At 72.9% G+C, this 16,476-nt stretch carries 14 protein-coding genes; 8 read left to right on the forward strand and 6 right to left on the reverse strand.

Annotation, left to right across the window (positions count from 1 at the left end; genetic code table 11):
* Nucleotides 1-25: 25 nt before the first annotated feature.
* The gene (locus ACFZB9_RS00840) at nucleotides 26-706 is read right to left on the reverse strand and encodes a transketolase (RefSeq protein WP_391442605.1); all 681 of its coding nucleotides are present in this window, start codon (nucleotides 704-706) and stop codon (nucleotides 26-28) included.
* A 55-nt stretch (nucleotides 707-761) separates the two neighbouring features.
* Here ACFZB9_RS00840 and soxR point away from each other — a divergent pair, with 55 nt between their 5' ends.
* From soxR to ACFZB9_RS00855, 3 genes are all read left to right on the forward strand, one after another.
* Nucleotides 762-1,250 (forward strand): redox-sensitive transcriptional activator SoxR, encoded by a 489-nt coding sequence (gene soxR / locus ACFZB9_RS00845; protein ID WP_391442607.1) that lies wholly within the window; start codon nucleotides 762-764, stop codon nucleotides 1,248-1,250.
* 52 nt (nucleotides 1,251-1,302) lie between these two features.
* Nucleotides 1,303-2,154: an SAM-dependent methyltransferase gene (locus ACFZB9_RS00850; RefSeq protein ID WP_391442609.1), complete on the forward strand. Its 852-nt coding sequence runs from the start codon at nucleotides 1,303-1,305 to the stop codon at nucleotides 2,152-2,154.
* 81 nt (nucleotides 2,155-2,235) lie between these two features.
* Nucleotides 2,236-2,637 carry a VOC family protein gene (locus ACFZB9_RS00855; RefSeq protein ID WP_391442610.1) on the forward strand — a complete coding sequence of 134 codons (402 nt, stop codon included), beginning with the start codon at nucleotides 2,236-2,238 and terminating at the stop codon, nucleotides 2,635-2,637.
* On the opposite strand, the gene coaE is transcribed toward ACFZB9_RS00855, so the two are convergent.
* Both coaE and ACFZB9_RS00865 read right to left on the reverse strand, forming a co-directional pair.
* On the reverse strand, nucleotides 2,597-3,193 hold the full coding sequence (gene coaE, locus ACFZB9_RS00860) for a dephospho-CoA kinase (protein ID WP_391442612.1): 597 nt from the start codon (nucleotides 3,191-3,193) through the stop codon (nucleotides 2,597-2,599). The two genes, ACFZB9_RS00855 and coaE, sit on opposite strands and share 41 nt — an antisense overlap.
* A gap of 9 nt (nucleotides 3,194-3,202) precedes the next feature.
* Nucleotides 3,203-3,853, reverse strand: coding sequence for an MBL fold metallo-hydrolase (locus tag ACFZB9_RS00865; RefSeq protein WP_391442613.1), 651 nt, complete (start codon nucleotides 3,851-3,853; stop codon nucleotides 3,203-3,205).
* A 62-nt stretch (nucleotides 3,854-3,915) separates the two neighbouring features.
* Between ACFZB9_RS00865 and ACFZB9_RS00870 the strand changes: the two genes are divergently transcribed.
* Both ACFZB9_RS00870 and ACFZB9_RS00875 read left to right on the forward strand, forming a co-directional pair.
* Complete coding sequence (locus ACFZB9_RS00870; protein WP_391442617.1) at nucleotides 3,916-4,335, forward strand: MarR family winged helix-turn-helix transcriptional regulator; 420 nt, start codon at nucleotides 3,916-3,918, stop codon at nucleotides 4,333-4,335.
* A gap of 77 nt (nucleotides 4,336-4,412) precedes the next feature.
* Nucleotides 4,413-4,616 carry a hypothetical protein gene (locus ACFZB9_RS00875; protein ID WP_391442618.1) on the forward strand — a complete coding sequence of 68 codons (204 nt, stop codon included), beginning with the start codon at nucleotides 4,413-4,415 and terminating at the stop codon, nucleotides 4,614-4,616.
* Here the strand turns inward: ACFZB9_RS00875 and ACFZB9_RS00880 are convergent.
* Together ACFZB9_RS00880 and rpsA are read right to left on the reverse strand one after the other, a co-directional pair.
* On the reverse strand, nucleotides 4,606-6,822 hold the full coding sequence (locus tag ACFZB9_RS00880) for an MMPL family transporter (protein ID WP_391442620.1): 2,217 nt from the start codon (nucleotides 6,820-6,822) through the stop codon (nucleotides 4,606-4,608). The two genes, ACFZB9_RS00875 and ACFZB9_RS00880, sit on opposite strands and share 11 nt — an antisense overlap.
* 271 nt (nucleotides 6,823-7,093) lie before the next feature.
* Nucleotides 7,094-8,584 (reverse strand): 30S ribosomal protein S1, encoded by a 1,491-nt coding sequence (gene rpsA / locus ACFZB9_RS00885; RefSeq protein ID WP_391442621.1) that lies wholly within the window; start codon nucleotides 8,582-8,584, stop codon nucleotides 7,094-7,096.
* A gap of 440 nt (nucleotides 8,585-9,024) precedes the next feature.
* Here rpsA and ACFZB9_RS00890 point away from each other — a divergent pair, with 440 nt between their 5' ends.
* Together ACFZB9_RS00890 and hrpB are read left to right on the forward strand one after the other, a co-directional pair.
* Entirely contained in the window at nucleotides 9,025-9,909 is an 885-nt protein-coding gene (locus tag ACFZB9_RS00890) for a class I SAM-dependent methyltransferase (RefSeq protein ID WP_391443302.1), read from the forward strand.
* A gap of 82 nt (nucleotides 9,910-9,991) precedes the next feature.
* Nucleotides 9,992-12,517, forward strand: coding sequence for an ATP-dependent helicase HrpB (gene hrpB, locus ACFZB9_RS00895; RefSeq protein ID WP_391443303.1), 2,526 nt, complete (start codon nucleotides 9,992-9,994; stop codon nucleotides 12,515-12,517).
* Nucleotides 12,518-12,702: 185 nt separating this feature from the next.
* Here the strand turns inward: hrpB and polA are convergent, their stop codons facing one another.
* The gene (polA, locus tag ACFZB9_RS00900; RefSeq protein WP_391443304.1) at nucleotides 12,703-15,402 is read right to left on the reverse strand and encodes a DNA polymerase I; all 2,700 of its coding nucleotides are present in this window, start codon (nucleotides 15,400-15,402) and stop codon (nucleotides 12,703-12,705) included.
* Between the two features lie 241 nt (nucleotides 15,403-15,643).
* Here polA and ACFZB9_RS00905 point away from each other — a divergent pair, with 241 nt between their 5' ends.
* Nucleotides 15,644-16,138, forward strand: coding sequence for a PaaI family thioesterase (locus ACFZB9_RS00905; RefSeq protein WP_391442623.1), 495 nt, complete (start codon nucleotides 15,644-15,646; stop codon nucleotides 16,136-16,138).
* Nucleotides 16,139-16,476 lie beyond the last annotated feature (338 nt).

A 16,476-nucleotide genomic window follows, 5' to 3' on the forward strand; every position in this document is an offset into this window, starting at 1 on the left:
TCCCCGTCGGGTTCCTGGTCGTGCGTCAGTTCTTGGGCTCGACCCGGGCGATCACGGCGTGCGGCCGGCCCGGGTGCTCGGTGGTGAAGGCCTGGTACAGCGCGGCGTGGTCGTGGCCGGCCACGGTCACCGCCGACCAGCCGGCCGCCTCGAAGCGGGAGGCGATCCCGCCCTGCCAGCCGTGGGTGGCCGAGGTGTTGTCGATCACGATGGCGTGCAGCCGATCCAGCCCGACCGCCCCGGCGTAGGCCAGCGCCTCGTGATTGCTGCCCTCGTCGAACTCGGCGTCCCCGATCAGCGTCCAGACGGCCGGGTCGGTCAGGCCCTGCGCCCGCAGACCGAGGGCGGTGCCCACTGCCAGCGGCAGGCCGTGGCCGAGCGAGCCGGAGGCGATCTCGACGCCGGGGACCAGCAGCCGGTCCGGGTGGTGGCCGAGCGGCGAGTGGTAGCCGCCGAAGCCGTCCAGCCACTCGACCGGCAGGAATCCCTTGGCCGCCAGCACCGCGTAGTACGCCATCGGGCCGTGGCCCTTGGAGAGCAGGAAGCGGTCCCGCGCCGGGTCCTCGGGCCGCTCGGGGTCGACGCGCAGCACCCGCTCGTACAGCACCCAGAGCGCGTCCAGGGTGGAGGTGGCCGCCGGGCCGTGCTTCTCGGCTCCGGTCATCCGGCCCAGCAGGCCGGGGAGGTCCTCGTAGGTGGCGATCATGGGGACCAGCCTGCAACCTCAAGTCGACTTGAGGTCAAGCCCTAGAATGGCGGCCATGACCACCCAGCAGCCCCGGATGACCATCGGCGAACTCTCCGCCCGCAGCGGACTGGCGCCCAGCGCGCTGCGCTACTACGAAGAGCTGGGCCTGATCCACGCCGAGCGCACGGCCGGCGGGCGTCGGCTGTTCCCCCGTCAGATGCTGCGCCGGGTGGCCTTCGTGCGCGCGGCCCAAACCGTCGGCCTCTCCCTGGACGAGGCCCGCGAGGCGATGGCCGGCCTCCCGGTCGACCGCTCCCCCAGCGCCGCCGAGTGGGCTCCGGTCGCCGCCGCCTGGCAGACCCGGATCGACCACCAGATCGCCGACCTGCAACGCCTGCGCGACCACCTCACCGGCTGCATCGGCTGCGGCTGCCTCTCGCTGGGCAAGTGCGCCCTGTACAACCCGCACGACATCCAGGGCGCCGAGGGCCCGGGCGCCCGCCGGCTGCAATCCTCATTCGGTCGGGAGAAGTCCATGTCACCGGGCCACCACAGGCCTTAGGCTCTCCCGGAGCGCCACCGCGGGGCGGCAACCTGGAACCGGGAGAACAGTGATGACCGACGATCAGCTGGGTGTCGATCGGAGCTGGATGTCCTGGGCGGACGACACGCCACCGCCGGCGGAGCTGCACCCGGAGATACCGCACCCCGCACGGATGTACGACTACTACCTCGGCGGCAAGGACAACTTCCCCGCCGACCGGGCCGCCGCCGAACACCTGCTGTCGTCCAGCCCGATGGTGCGGATCGCCGCCCGGGCCAACCGGGCCTTCCTGCAGCGGGCGGTACGGGAGCTGGCCGGACTCGGGGTGCGGCGGTTCATCGACGTCGGCACCGGGATCCCGACGGCCGGCAACACCCACGAGATGGCGCAGCAGGTCCACCCGGAGTCCCAGGTGGTGTACCTGGACAACGATCCGATCGTGCTGGTGCACAGCCGCGCGCTGCTCTCCGGCAGCGCGGCGGGCAGCACCACCGTGGTCCAGGCCGACCTGCGCGAACCGGCGCAGATCCTCAAGGACCCGGCCGTCCAGCGGCTGCTGGCGCCGGGCGAGCCGGTGGCGCTGCTGCTCTTCGCGATCCTGCACTTCGTCGACGACGCGGACGACCCGCACGCGATCGTGCGCGAGCTGGTCGAGGCGCTGCCGCCCGGCAGCTACCTGGCGCTCTCGCACGGCACCGCCGACTTCCTGCCGCAGGACGAGCGCGGCCACGGCCCGGCGGTGTACCGCAGCGCCTCCGCCCAGCTGACCCTGCGCGACAAGGAGCAGGTGGCCCGGTTCTTCGAGGGCCTCGAACTGCTGGAGCCCGGCCTGGTCACCGTCGCCCAGTGGCGCCCCGACCAGCCGCCCGCGCAGACCGACGCGCACACCGGCATCTGGGCCGCGATCGGCCGCAAGCGGTAGCCGTGGCCAGGCTCAGGGCTTGTCTGACAATTCCCGCCGGGCGCGCGACGCGAACTGTCAGACAAGCCCTAGGGTGGCCGGATGATCACGCACACCGCTCTGCTGGTCCGCGACTACGACGAGGCCATCGACTTCTACGTCCGGGCGCTCGGCTTCGAGCTGCGCGAGGACAGCCCGCGCGCCGACGGCGGACGCTGGGTGGTGGTGGGGCCCAGGGACGGCGGCGCGGGCCTGCTGCTCGCCCGGCCGGGCAGGCCCGAGCAGCTGGCCCGGGTCGGCGACCAGACCGGGGGCCGGGTGGGCTGGTTCCTGCAGACCGCCGACTTCGCGGGCGACCACCGGCGGATGCTGGCCGCCGGCGTGCGTTTCCTGGAGGAGCCGCGCACCGAGCCCTACGGCACGGTGGCGGTCTTCGCCGACCTCTACGGCAACCGCTGGGACCTCATCCAGCCGTCGACGTCAGGCGCTGCCACAGCGCCGTGACCCGCTCGGCGAGTTCGGCCTCGGTGCCGTTGTTCTCCACCACCAGGTCGGCGACGGCCAGCCGCTGCTCGCGGGTGGCCTGAGCGGCCATCCGCGCCCTGGCCTCCTGCTCGGCCATGCCGCGCAGCTCGACCAGGCGCGCCAGCCGGACCTGCTCGTCGGCGTCCACCACGACGACCTGGTCGAACAGCCCCTGCAACCCGTTCTCCGCGAGCAGCGGCACATCGTGCACCACCACGGCGTCCGGCTCGGCCGCCGCCTCCAGCTCGGCCGAGCGGGCCCGCACCAGCGGGTGGACGATCGCGTTCAACGCCGCCAGCCGCTCGGGGTCGGCGAAGACCACGGCGCCGAGCGCGGGGCGGTCCAGCGCGCCGTCCGGGCCGAGCACGCCGGAGCCGAACTCGGCGACCACGGCGGCGAGTCCGGGCGTGCCCGGGGCCACCACCTCGCGGGCGATCCGGTCGGAGTCGACCAGCACCGCCCCATGGGCGACCAGCAGCTTGGCGACCGCGCTCTTGCCCGCCCCGATACCGCCGGTCAGTCCGATCTTCCGCATGGCGGCAGACTACACAGCGTCCAGCTCCAGGCCGCCACCGGACGGCAGGTACCGGTAGGGCGCCCCCGTCCCCGGGCCGTGCTCCGCGCCCAGCCAGCGCTCGCCGATCCCGAGCCCGATCTCGCTGAGCACCGCGTCGTGGATGCCCAGCACCTGGGCCGGCTTCACCTCCCGGACGTAGTCGATCAGTTCGCCGACCTTGTTCCACGGCCCGGCCATCGGCAGCAGCAGCGTCTGCACCGGGTGCTCGGGGACGGTCAGCGCGTCGCCGGGGTGGAAGACCCGGCCGTCCAGCAGGAAGCCGATGTTGCCGACCGGCGCAATGTCGGGGTGGATCACGGCATGCCACTCGCCGTGCACCGAGACGTCGATCCCGCCGACTTCGAACGCGTCACCGGCGCCGACCACGCGCACGGCGGTGCCGAGGCCGGCCAGCTGGTCGGCGACCGCGCGGTTGGTCCAGATCCGCAGGGCGGGGTTGGCCGCGAGGGCGGCGCGCACCTGGTCCTCGGTGAAGTGGTCGAAGTGCTCGTGGGTGATCAGCAGCGCGTCGGCGCCCTGGACGGCCTCGGGCTCGGTGAACGCGCCCGGGTCGATCACCAGCGTGGTGCCGTCCTGCTCGATGCGGACGCAGGCATGTCCGAATTTGGTGAGTCGCATGGGAAAAACAGTACAGCAATGCTGCACAGCTCTGCTGTACAAATTTTGGGTATGGTTGCCCCATGAGCACCGATCCCGCCTCGCTCCAGCTCGCCGCCGACCTGCGCGCCGCCGTCGGCGACCTGGTGCGCCTGGTGCGGGCCGACACGGCGCTGCCGCAGAACCAGATCGGCGCGCTGGGCTGGCTGGTCCGCGAGGGCCCGCACACCACCGCCGAACTGGCCGACCGCCAGCGGGTGCGCCACCAGTCGATGGCCCGCACCGTCACCCTGCTGCTCCAGGCCGGCCTGGTCCGCCAGCAGCCGCACCCCAGCGACGGGCGCAAGCTGGTGCTGAGCGCCACCGAGGCCGGCGTCGAGACGCTGCACGATCAGCGCCGCCGCCGCGAGCAGCGCCTGGCCGAGGCGATCGAGCGCGAGCTGACCGAGCCGGAGCGGCACGTGCTGCGCCAGGCGGTCGAGCTGCTGCGCCGGATCGGCTGAGGCGCGGCAGTCACCTTTGCGGACCGGCCGTCGTTGTGCTGGGCAGATCCGTCCCGCCCAGCCCTAAGGACCCTCGCGTGACCTCCCTGCGCACCGACGCCCTGCCCGCCCGACCGGCGCCCGCCCCCAGCCTGCTGTCGAAGCGCCGCGCGCTGCCGCTGCTGACCGTCACCCTGTGCGGTCTGATCCTCGCCGGCGCCGGCAGCGCCGCGGCCTGCGACTCCGCCAACCTCGGCGGCATCGGCAACTCCGGCTTCGGCAACGCCTGCGTCAACGAGTAGGCACCGGCTCCTCCGCCACTGCCCGCGGGGTGCGCGGGCCCGGCACCGCCGCCGCGGCGGGGACCGCGAGCGGCGGCAGCGCCACGTGCTCGCGCAGCCCGAACCGGTTGTACAGCCGGCGCAAGGGCGCCGGCGCCCACCAGTTGAACTCGCCGAAGAGCGACATCGCGGCCGGCACCAGCAGACAGCGCACCAGCGTCGCGTCCACCGCCACGGCCACCGCCAGCGCGATGCCCATCTGCTTGACCATCAGCATCTGCCCGGCCGCGAAACCGGCGAAGACGATCACCATCAGCAGCGCCGCCGAGGTGATGATCCGCCCACTGCGCTGCAGGCCCAGCTGCACGGCCTCCTTGCAGTTGTAGCCCTGGTCGCGCAGCTCCTTGATCCGGGCCAGCAGGAAGACCTCGTAGTCCATCGAGAGCCCGAAGGCGAAGGCGAAGACCAGCACCGGGATGAAGGTCTCCAGGCCCCCGGTCGGGGTGAAGCCGAGCAGCCCGCTGAACCAGCCGAACTGGAACACCATGGTCAGCGCGCCCAGCGAACAGCCCAGCGAGAGCAGGTTCATCAGCAGCGCCTTGACCGGCATCACCACCGAGCCGGTCATCAGGAAGAGCAACACCAGGGTGCCGACGGCCACCAGCCCCAGCGCCCAGGGCCCGCGGGCCAGCAGCTCGTGCTGGAAGTCGACCACGCTCGCCGCGTCGCCCGTCACATAGGTGGTCAGCCCGCCGCGGTCGGCGCGCAGCTCGTTCACCACCGACTTGGCCGCACCGCCCTGCGGATCGCCGTGCACCAGCACCTCGACGGTGCTCAGGTCCGGGCCCGCCGGCTGCACCGCGCGCACCCCGGCGACCTCGGGCAGCTTGGCGACCACGGTGTCGGCGTAGTGCGCGGCACTCTGCTCACCGCCCTGCACCACCACCGTCACCGGGGCGGGCGCCACCTGCGGGAAACGCTGCGCGATGGTGTCGCTGACCTGCCGGCCCGCCGAGCTGGTCGGCAGCACGGCGGCGCCGGTGCTGCGCATGTCGGCGTGCAGGAACGGCGCCCCGGCCGCCGTCAGCAGCGCGACGCAGATCAGCGCGACCGGCACCGCCCGGCGCTGCACCCGGCGCACGGTGCGGGCGAAGAAGCCCTCGTCGGGCTCGGAGTGCTTGGGCGGCTTGATCCGGTGCCCGGCGAAGCCGAGCAGCGCGGGGACCAGGGTGAGCGCGGCGAGCACCGCGATCACCACCACGCTGACCCCCGCCGCGGCCACCGCCCGGAAGACCGGGCTGGTGAAGACGAAGAGCCCGCTGAGCGCGACCGCCACCGTCAGCCCCGAGAAGGCCACCGTGCGCCCGGCCGTCGCGGCCGTCCGCTCCACGGCGGCGGCCTGCTCCGCGCCGCGCCCGCGCTCCTCGCGGAACCGGTTGACCATCAGCAGCGCGTAGTCGATCGACAGGCCCAGGCCGAGCACGGTGGCGATCGGCAGCACCGTGGTGTCGATGTCCATGATCTGGCTGAAGCCGAACATCGCGAGCAGCGCGCCGCCCACCGAGGCGACGGCGCCGATCACCGGCAGGCTGGCCGCGGCGAGCCCGCCGAAGACCAGCACCATGACGATCAGGGTCAGCGGCAGGGTGACGATCTCGCCGAACTTGGTGTCGGACTGGGTCTGCGCCTTGACCTCGTGCTGGAGCACCAGATCACCGCCGACGGTCACCTGGGCGCCCGGCACCTTCAGGTTCGCCAGCTGCTGGCCGACCGCCTGCTGCTGCTTGACGGTGGAGTCGGCGGCGAGCCTGACGTCCACCAGGCTCGCCGAGCCGTCGGCCGACCGCAGCGCCTGCCGGCCGCCCTGGTAGGCGTCGGAGACCGAGAGCACACCGGGCAGCTTCGCCAGGTCCTGGGCGGCGGCGGTGACGGCGTCGCGCACCGCCGGGGTGTCCACCGGTGCGCCATCGACCACGGCGGTGACCGTCCCCGCCGACGGGTCGGCGGCGGCCACCACGGCGGCGCCCCTGGTCGACTCGTAGCCGTCGGAGGAGGTGTTGGTGACGGAGCCCTCGAAGACCCGGCCGCCGATCAGGACGCCGAGTGCGAGCACGGCCACCCAGAAGGCGAGCACCCAGCGCCGGTGGCGGTGGCAGAAACGGCCGAGCACGGCGAGCCGGCCGGGAGCGGCGGCAGGTGCTGAGGTTGGTGCGGCGAAGGAGCGCATCAAGCGGGAGGCCTAGCGTGCGAGAGCGGGGAAGCCCGTCGGGCAACTCGTCCCACGCTAGGTGTTGTGTCCTAAAAGACCCATAAGGTTGGCATGAGCGCCTTGTCACATCAGCGCACTGCGCGGCGCCGGTCACCCGATGAACACCGGGCGACCGGCCCGTGAACCACAGCCCGTGAACGACAGCCCGTGAACGACAAGTGGGCCCCCACCCGGTCTCCCGGGTGGGGGCCCACTCTCAGTTCAGCTCAGCCGAGCTGCCCTGGTGCGATCAGCTCTGGCCGCCGGCCAGCTTCTCGCGCAGGGCGGCCAGCGCCTCGTCCGAGGCGAGAGCGCCGGAGCCCTCGTCGCTGGAGGAGGTGTAGTTGCCACCGGCGGCGGCGGCAACAGCGTCGCCACCCTCGGCAGCGGCCTCGGCGTCGGCCTCGCGGCTCTTGATGACCTGGGCCTGGTGCTGCTCGAAGCGGGCCTGCGCCTCGGCGTACTGGCGCTCCCACTCCTCGCGCTGCTTGTCGAAGCCGGCCAGCCAGTCATTCGCCTCGGGGTCGAAGCCCTCGGGGTAGATGTAGTTGCCGGCGTCGTCGTACGAGGCAGCCATGCCGTACAGGGTCGGGTCGAACTCGACCGAGGCCGGGTCGGCACCGAGCGACTCGTTGGCCTGCTTCAGCGAGAGGCTGATGCGGCGGCGCTCGAGGTCGATGTCGATGACCTTGACGAAGATCTCGTCGCCGACCTGGACGACCTGCTCCGGGATCTCCACGTGGCGCTCGGCCAGCTCGGAGATGTGGACCAGACCCTCGATGCCCTCGTCCACGCGGACGAACGCACCGAACGGAACCAGCTTGGTGACCTTACCCGGGACGACCTGGCCGATCTGGTGCGTCCGGGCGAACTGCTGCCACGGGTCCTCCTGGGTCGCCTTCAGCGACAGGGAGACGCGCTCGCGGTCCATGTCAACGTCGAGAACCTCGACGGTGACCTCCTGGCCGACCTCGACAACCTCGGACGGGTGGTCGATGTGCTTCCAGGACAGCTCGGAGACGTGGACGAGACCGTCGACGCCGCCCAGGTCCACGAAGGCACCGAAGTTGACGATCGAGGAGACGACGCCGGAGCGCACCTGGCCCTTCTGCAGGGTGGTGAGGAAGGTCTGGCGGACCTCGCTCTGGGTCTGCTCCAGCCAGGCACGGCGGGACAGGACCACGTTGTTGCGGTTCTTGTCCAGCTCGATGATCTTGGCCTCGAGCTCCTTGCCCACGTAGGGCTGGAGGTCGCGAACGCGGCGCATCTCGACCAGCGAGGCCGGGAGGAAGCCACGGAGGCCGATGTCGAGGATGAGACCACCCTTGACGACCTCGATGACGGTACCGGTGACGATCCCGTCCTCTTCCTTGATCTTCTCGATCGTGCCCCAGGCGCGCTCGTACTGCGCACGCTTCTTGGACAGGATCAGACGACCCTCCTTGTCCTCCTTCTGGAGAACCAGGGCCTCGATCTCGTCGCCGACCTTGACGACCTCGTGCGGGTCAACGTCGTGCTTGATCGAGAGCTCGCGGGAGGGGATGACACCCTCGGTCTTGTAACCGATGTCGAGGAGCACCTCGTCACGGTCGACCTTCACGATGATGCCCTCAACGATGTCGCCATCGTTGAAGTACTTGATGGTCTCGTCGATCGCCGCGAGGAAGGCTTCCGCGTCGCCGATGTCGTTGACCGCAACCTGCGGGGTGGTGCTGACAGAGGTGTCGGTGGGGCTCGTCATTAGGAAAAGGGCTCCGGTACGGACATGAAGTCGTAGGTAATGCCACGCGGAGGGCCCGTATCGCTCCCACCGAAAGCCGGACAGCCCAGAACACGGCCCACCGTCCTGGTAATTCAGGAGGGGTCCGTCTTGCGACCGTGGGGTCTTCGACAGACGCGAGCGCGACCTGCTCCGTCCGAGGCGCGCAGGCCCGCAGCGCAACTTGTAGCATACGGGGACAGTCAGCCATGGTCAACGCCGAAGAAGGCGAGACCGGCCGGTCTGGTATGGATCAGGCCATATCCTCCAACTGCGCACCTCACGCGAGCCAGCTTGCTCGCGTGCGGAGTGGCAGTCGACAGGGCCCGCTCCCCGGATGCCACCGCCTGCTCCCGGCCCCGAGAAGGGGTGGTCACATGCAGCGGCGCTTTCCGCATCCCCCACCCTACGCGAGGCGCATGATGATCCCCGACACCGCCCCTGCCGCCGTCACCCCTGGCAACCCGGCCGCCGAGGCAGCCCCCGAGGAATCCGCCGACGAGGACTTCGCGCTGCGCCGCCCGGCCCCGGCCGAGGAGAGCAGCCGGGCCAGCCGCCACTGGTGGGACCGCAACGCCGACGAGTACCAGGACGAGCACGGCGCCTTCCTCGGCGACGACCGCTTCGTCTGGTGCCCCGAGGGCCTGGACGAGGCCCGGGCCCAGCTGCTCGGCCCCACCGCCGAACTCGCCGGCCGCGAGGTGCTGGAGATCGGGGCGGGCGCCGCGCAGTGCTCGCGCTGGCTGCGGGCGCAGGGCGCCCGGCCGGTGGCGCTCGACATCTCGCACCGGCAGTTGCAGCACTCGCGGCGGATCGACCTGTCGCGCGGGGATCGGCCCGTCGCCCTGGTGCAGGCGGACGCGGCGGTGCTGCCGTTCGCGGACGGCTCCTTCGACCTGGCCTGCTCGGCGTACGGGGCGGTGCCGTTCAGCGCGGACACCGCGGCGCTGATGCGCGAGGTGCACCGGGTGCTGCGCCCCGGCGGGCGCTGGGTCTTCTCGGTCACCCACCCGATCCGCTGGGCGTTCCCCGACGAGCCCGGGGTGGAAGGGCTGACCGCGACCGCCTCCTACTTCGACCGCACGCCCTACGTCGAGCAGGACGAGCAGGGGCAGGCCAGCTACGTCGAGCACCACCGCACGCTCGGCGACCGGGTGCGCGAGCTGGTGGCCGCCGGGTTCACGCTGCTCGACCTGGTGGAGCCGGAGTGGCCGGCCGAGCTGCGGCAGGAGTGGGGCGGCTGGAGCCCGCTGCGCGGCAAGCACCTGCCGGGGACGGCGGTCTTCGTGAGCGAGCGGTCCTCGTGAGGCAGCGGTCCTCGTGAGGCAGCGGTCCTCGTGAGGCAGCGGTCCTGCTGAGGCGGCGATCTTCCTGAGGCCCCGGGGCTGAATACTTGCACCCGTGACTCTCGACCTCCCGGTCCGTACCGCCCTGCCCGCCCTGGCCGCCGCCCTCGACGAACGGGGCGTGGCCGTGCTGGCGGCGCCACCCGGCACCGGCAAGACCACCCTGGTGCCGCTCGCGCTGGCCGGGCTGCTGGACTCCGCCGGCCCTCGCCGCAGCGTGCTGGTGGCCGAGCCCCGGCGGCTCGCGGTGCGGGCGGCGGCCCGGCGGATGGCCCATCTGCTGGGCGAGAAGGTGGGCGACAGGGTCGGCCACACCATCCGCGGCGAGCGCGTGGTGGGCCCCGCGACGGTGGTCGAGGTGGTCACCACGGGCGTGCTGCTGCAACGGCTGCAGCGCGATCCGGAGCTGCCCGGGGTGGACCTGGTCCTGCTGGACGAGTGCCACGAGCGGCACCTGGACGCGGACACCGCGCTCGCCTTCCTGCTGGACGTGCGCGCCACGCTGCGGCCCGAGCTGGCGGTGGTAGTCGCCTCGGCGACCTCGGACACCGCGGCCTGGGCGCGGCTGCTGGACGACGGCCCAGTGGTGGAAGCGCACGGCAGCGCGCACCCCGTCGAGGTGGTGTGGGCACCGCCACCGCACGCCGTGCGACCGTCGCAGGGCACACGCACCGACCCCGCCCTGCTGGAGCACGTGGCCGCGGTGGTGCGCCGGGCGCTGGCCGAGCACCGCGGCGACCTGCTCTGCTTCCTGCCCGGGGTCGGCGAGATCGCGCGGGTGGCCGGGCGGCTCACCGGCCTGGACGGCGTGGACGTGCTCCAGCTGCACGGGCAGGCGCCGGCGGCCGTGCAGGACGCGGCGCTGATGGCCGGGACGCGCCGCCGGGTCATCCTGGCCACCTCGGTGGCCGAGTCCTCGCTGACCGTGCCGGGCGTGCGGATCGTGGTGGACAGCGGACTGGCCCGGGAGCCGCGCACCGACCACGCCCGCGGGCTCGGCAGCCTGGTCACCGTGCGGGCCTCGCTCGCCGCCGGGCGCCAGCGCGCGGGACGGGCCGGGCGCGAGGCGCCGGGGACGGTGTACCGCTGCTGGGCCGAGGTGGCCGACGCCCGGGCCCCGCGCTTCCCCACACCAGAGATCGCGCTCGCCGACCTGACCGGATTCGCGCTGCAGGCCGCCTGCTGGGGCGACCCGGACGCGCACGGACTCGCGCTGCCCGACCCGCCGCCGGCGGGGGCGCTGGCGGCGGCCCGGCAGACGCTGCTCGCGCTGGGCGCGGTGACGGCGGACGGGCGCGCCACCGAGCGCGGGCGCCGCTTCGCGCGCACCGGGCTGCACCCGCGGCTGGCCCGCGCGCTGCTGGACGGCGCGCCGCTGGTGGGGGCGCGGCGGGCGGCTGAACTGGTCGCGCTGCTCTCCGAGGAGCCTCCCCGCGCGCTCGGGGACGACCTGATGGCGGTGTGGCGCGCGGTGCGGGAGGCCACCGACCCCTACGCGGGCCGCTGGCGCCAGGAGGTCCGCCGGCTGCGCGCCCAACTGCCGGGCGCCCAGGCGAAGGCACCCGACGGCGCGCTGCCGGATGCGGCCGCCACCGGCCTGGTGGTCGCGCTCGCCCACCCGGAGCGGGTGGCACGGGCCCGCGGCGGGGCCTTCCTGATGGCCTCCGGCACGGCCGCCGAGACCGCCCCCGGCTCGGCGCTCGGCGGCGCGCCCTGGCTGGCCATCGCGGTCGCCGACCGGCCCGCGGGTGCCCCCTCGGCCCGCGTCCAGCGGGCCGTGCCGATCGACGAGGACACCGCGCGCACCGCCGCCGCCCACCTGCTCACCGAGCGGGACGAGGTGCGCTGGGCGACCCCGCCCGGCAGCCGGCGCGGCGACCTGACCGCACGCCGGCTCACCGCCCTGGGCGCACTCGAACTCGACGAGGCCGCGCTGCGCGCCCCCGACCCGGCGCTGCTGCGGGCCGCGCTGCTCGACGGCCTGGCCCGCGAGGGCGTCACCGAGCTGCTGCGCTGGCCGGAGGGCGCGCGCTCGCTGCGCGCCCGGCTCGCCTTCCTGCACCACGCGCTCGGCGCGCCCTGGCCCGACGTCGGCGACCAGGCGCTGCTGGCCGCCGCCGAGCAGTGGCTGGAACCCGAGCTCTCCCGCGCCAGGCGCCGGGCCGACCTGGAACGCCTGGACACCACCTCGGCCCTGCAGCGCCTGCTGCCCTGGGCCACCGGCGAGGCGGGCCGGCTGGACGAGCTGGCCCCCGAGCGGATCACCGTCCCCAGCGGCTCGCGGATCCGGGTGGACTACGCGACCGAGCGGCCGGTGCTGGCCGTCAAGCTCCAGGAGCTCTTCGGCTGGCCCGCGGCCCCCGCACTGGCCGGCGGCCGGGTCCCGCTCACCATCCACCTGCTCTCCCCCGCCGGCCGCCCCGCCGCGGTCACCGGCGACCTCGCCTCGTTCTGGCGCGAGGGCTACCGCGCCGTCCGCGCCGACCTGCGCGGCCGCTACCCCCGTCACCCCTGGCCCGAGGACCCCAGCACCGCCCAACCGACCAAGCGCACGAACCCGCGCAAGTAACCCTGGTCAAGGAGTCGGCCCTCTACGCTGGGGCGAGTCAGCTCTGGAGGACAGAGGTACGCGCACCATCTCGACCTGATCGAGGAAGCCCGCAGGATCGCGCCGAAGAACATCAAGGTCGAGTTCTCCGGCGAGATGATCATCACGCGGGCCTCGCCGAGCAGAAGGGGGTTTGACGACAGGCTCTAGTGCGCCGCCGCCTCCCAGTTGGGGCCGACGCCGACCGAGACGTCCAGGGGGGCGCGCAGGTCGTAGGCGCCGGCCATCTGCTCGCGCACGATGGCCTCGACCGGCTCGCGTTCGCCCGGCGCCAGTTCGAGCACGATTTCGTCGTGCACCTGGAGCAGCATCCGCGAGCGCAGCTCCGCCTTGGCCAGCTCGGCGTCGACCCGGAGCATCGCGATCTTGACGATGTCGGCGGCGGAGCCCTGCACGGGGGCGTTGAGCGCCATCCGCTCGGCCATCTCGCGGCGCTGGCGGTTGTCACTGGTGAGGTCGGGCAGGTAGCGGCGGCGGCCGAGCAGGGTCTCGGTGTAGCCGGTCGCGCGGGCCTCCTCGACCACCCGGTGCAGGTAGGTGCGGATGCCGCCGAAGCGCTCGAAGTAGGTGTCCATCAGGCCCTGGGCCTCGGCCGGCTTGATGCCCAGCTGCTGGGAGAGCCCGAAGGCGGACAGGCCGTAGGCCAGGCCGTAGGACATCGCCTTGATCTTGCGGCGCATCTCGGCGTCGACGGCTTCGGGGGCCACGCTGAAGACCGAGGAGGCGACCGTGGTGTGCAGGTCCTCACCGCTGGCGAAGGCCTCGATCAGCGCCGCGTCCTCGGACAGGTGGGCCATGATGCGCAGTTCGATCTGCGAGTAGTCGGCCGTCAGCAGCGACTCGTACCCCTCGCCGACCACGAAGGCCCGCCGGATCAGGCGGCCCTCCTCGGTGCGCACCGGGATGTTCTGCAGGTTCGGGTCCTGCGAGGAGAGGCGGCCGGTGGCGGCGACCATCTGGTTGAAGGTGGTGTGGATGCGGCCCTGCGGCGAGACCGTCTTGAGCAGGCCCTCGACCGTGGTGCGCAGCTTGGCCTGGTCGCGGTGGCGCAGCAGGATGACCGGCAGCTCGTTGTCGGTCTGGCCGGCCAGCCAGGTCAGCGCGTCGGCGTCGGTGGTGTAACCGGTCTTGATCTTCTTGGTCTTGGGCAGCGCCAGCTCGCCGAAGAGGATCTCCTGCAGCTGCTTGGGCGAGCCGAGGTTGAACTCGCGGCCGGCCGCGCGGTGCGCCTCCTCCACCACGCGCTGGATCTCGGCGGCGAACTGCTGCTCCAGCGACTGGAGCCAGGCGCGGTCGGCGGCGATGCCGGTGCGCTCCATCCGGGCCAGCAGCGCGGCGATCGGCAGCTCCATGTCGCGCACCAGCTCCACCGCGCCGGCCTCGGCCAGCCGCGCCTCGAAGAGGGTGGCGAGGTCGAGCACGGTGCGGGCCTGGACCATCAGCGCGCGGGCACCGGCGGTGCCCCCGTCGACGTCAGCGGTCTCCTCCGGGGCGTCGAAGGCGAGTTGGCCGCTCTCGGCCACCTCCACCGGCGCCAGCGAACGGCCCAGGTACTCCTCGGCGAGCACCTCCAGGGTGAAGGTGCGCCGGCCGGGCTTCTCCAGGTAGGCGGCGAGCGCGGTGTCGGCGGCAATGCCCTCGATCCCCCAGCCCCGCTCGGCGAAGGCGCGCAGCACCTGCTTGGCGATGTGCAGCGCCTTGGGGCGCTCGGGGTCGGCGAGCCAGGCGGCGAAGGCGCGTTCGTCCTCCTCGGCCAGCTGGCTGGGGTCGAACCAGGCGGCGGACTCGGCGGTGGCCAGCGCCACCTCCTGCACCTCGCCGCTGCCCAGCGCCCACTGGTAGACGGCCGCCAGCGCGACCTGGGCGGGGCCGGCCGCGTGCTCGGCCAGCCAGCCGGCCAACGCGCCCGCCTCGGTGAGCAGTTCGCCCGCCACCTCGATGCCGGGGGCGGCCACCGCCTCCTCGGCCGCCGCTGCGGTGCCCACATCGAGCGCGAAGACCCGGTCGCGGAAGTTGGTGTTGCGGAACTCCAGCGACTCCATCAGTTGCCCGACCGCCTCGCGGTCGAACGGCTCGCGGCCCAGCTCGGCCACGCCCAGCGGCAGTTCGACGTCGCGGACCAGCTCGGTGAGGACCCGGTTGCGCTTGACCGAGTCGAGGTGCTCGCGCAGCTTCTCGCCGATCTTGCCCTTGACCTCATCGGCCCTGGACACCAGATCGTCGAAGGAGCCGAACTGGTTGACCCACTTGGCGGCGGTCTTCTCGCCGACGCCGGGGATGCCGGGCAGGTTGTCCGACGGGTCGCCGCGCAGCGCGGCCAGGTCCGGGTACTGACGGGGCGTCACCCCGTACTTCTCGGCGACCTTCTCGGGGGTGTAGCGGGTCAGTTCGGAGACGCCCTTGGTGGGGTAGAGCACGGTGATGTGCTCGGTGACCAGCTGGAGGGCGTCCCGGTCGCCGGTGACGATCAGCACCTCGAAGCCGTCCGCCTCGGCGGCGGTGGCCAGGGTGGCGATGATGTCGTCGGCCTCGAAGCCCTCCAGCGAGAGCCGGGTGACCTTCATCGCGTCCAGCAGTTCGCCGATCAGGCCGATCTGGCTGCGGAACTCGTCGGGGGTCTTGGCGCGGTTGGCCTTGTAGTCGGGGAACGCCTCGGAGCGGAAGGTCTTGCGGGAGACGTCGAAGGCCACCGCGAGGTGGCTGGGGGCCTCGTCACGCACGGTGTTGGCGACCATCGAGGCGAAGCCGTAGACGGCGTTGGTGGGCTGCCCGGTGGAGGTGTTGAAGTTCTCCACCGGCAGCGCGTAGAACGCCCGGTAGGCCAGCGAATGGCCGTCGAGCAGCATCAGCCGGGGCCGGGCCCCGGCTGATGCGCCAGTACCGCCCGCGTTCTGCACCGCACTGCGCGTAGCCACGTCAACGTCCGTTCCTTGCCGGTTTCACTGCCGCCCCCGATCCTAGGGCGCCCCGCCGACAACACCGACCAGCCACGACCGGGCTCACCGGCGCCCGGCCGGGCCCCGGCCGTACGATCACGAAAGGCGATCACGAGAGGCGATCACCCCCGGCGATGCAGGAGAGAGACCGATGACCGAGCAAGCCCCGACCGACAGCCCCGCCCAGGCGCCCGCCACCCGGGCACCGCTGGTGCTGGACGTTCCGCAGGACGTGCTGGACCACTTCGCCAAGCTCGGCGTGGAGCCCAGCACCTTCTCCGGCGGCACCCTCGGCGACAAGATGGGCATCCGGGTGGTGGAGGCCTCCGGGGACCGGGTGGTGGGGACCATGCCGGTGGAGGGCAACCAGCAGCCGTACGGCCTGCTGCACGGCGGCGCCTCGGCCGCGCTGGCCGAGACGCTCGGCTCGATAGGCGCGATGCTGCACGCCGGCCCCGGCCGGTACGCGGTGGGCGTGGACCTCAACGTCACCCACCACCGCTCGGCCACCTCCGGGCTGGTCACGGGGGTTGCCACCGCCGTCTTCAAGGGCCGCACCGCCGCGACCTACGAGATCGCGGTCACCGACGACACCGGCCGCCGGCTCACCAGCTGCCGCCTGACCTGCGCCCTGCGCGACCTCTAGACCCGAGAGCCCGAGAAGCGCCCGAGAAGCACCCAAGAGCTGACGCGCCCCCTCGTTTGGCCGCCGCCCCCGCTGGGCAGGTCCATGGCCTACGAGGGGGCGCAGCCATGTCAGCGGCCGTCCGGGGGCCTGGGTCAGGCCGGCCACGGGCCGACCACCGATCGACCGCGCCGGGCGGCCGCCACCCTCGTTTGTAACGCTGGGTAATACACAGGCGGCCCGACCTGCCTACGGCGTCTTGACCAAGCACCACGTGACGCGCTCGCCGACACTGCGTCCAGTCCGAATTCCGGACAAGAGCGCCCGGATCGGCCAGCTCGGACATTGACGTCCGCTCA

Source organism: Kitasatospora sp. NPDC008050, assembly GCF_042957465.1.
Taxonomy (GTDB): domain Bacteria; phylum Actinomycetota; class Actinomycetes; order Streptomycetales; family Streptomycetaceae; genus Kitasatospora.

Excerpts from the sequence above, each read along its gene's own strand:
- ACFZB9_RS00840 (WP_391442605.1), bottom strand. The coding sequence starts at position 706 with ATGATCGCCACCTACGAGGACCTCCCCGGCCTGCTGGGCCGGATGACC.
- ACFZB9_RS00855 (WP_391442610.1), top strand. The coding sequence starts at position 2,236 with ATGATCACGCACACCGCTCTGCTGGTCCGCGACTACGACGAGGCCATC.
- ACFZB9_RS00850 (WP_391442609.1), top strand. The coding sequence starts at position 1,303 with ATGACCGACGATCAGCTGGGTGTCGATCGGAGCTGGATGTCCTGGGCG.
- ACFZB9_RS00905 (WP_391442623.1), top strand. The coding sequence starts at position 15,644 with ATGACCGAGCAAGCCCCGACCGACAGCCCCGCCCAGGCGCCCGCCACC.
- ACFZB9_RS00880 (WP_391442620.1), bottom strand. The coding sequence starts at position 6,822 with ATGCGCTCCTTCGCCGCACCAACCTCAGCACCTGCCGCCGCTCCCGGC.
- polA (WP_391443304.1), bottom strand. The coding sequence starts at position 15,402 with ATGCTGCTCGACGGCCATTCGCTGGCCTACCGGGCGTTCTACGCGCTG.
- coaE (WP_391442612.1), bottom strand. The coding sequence starts at position 3,193 with ATGCGGAAGATCGGACTGACCGGCGGTATCGGGGCGGGCAAGAGCGCG.
- ACFZB9_RS00870 (WP_391442617.1), top strand. The coding sequence starts at position 3,916 with ATGAGCACCGATCCCGCCTCGCTCCAGCTCGCCGCCGACCTGCGCGCC.
- ACFZB9_RS00890 (WP_391443302.1), top strand. The coding sequence starts at position 9,025 with ATGATCCCCGACACCGCCCCTGCCGCCGTCACCCCTGGCAACCCGGCC.
- ACFZB9_RS00865 (WP_391442613.1), bottom strand. The coding sequence starts at position 3,853 with ATGCGACTCACCAAATTCGGACATGCCTGCGTCCGCATCGAGCAGGAC.
- soxR (WP_391442607.1), top strand. The coding sequence starts at position 762 with ATGACCACCCAGCAGCCCCGGATGACCATCGGCGAACTCTCCGCCCGC.
- rpsA (WP_391442621.1), bottom strand. The coding sequence starts at position 8,584 with ATGACGAGCCCCACCGACACCTCTGTCAGCACCACCCCGCAGGTTGCG.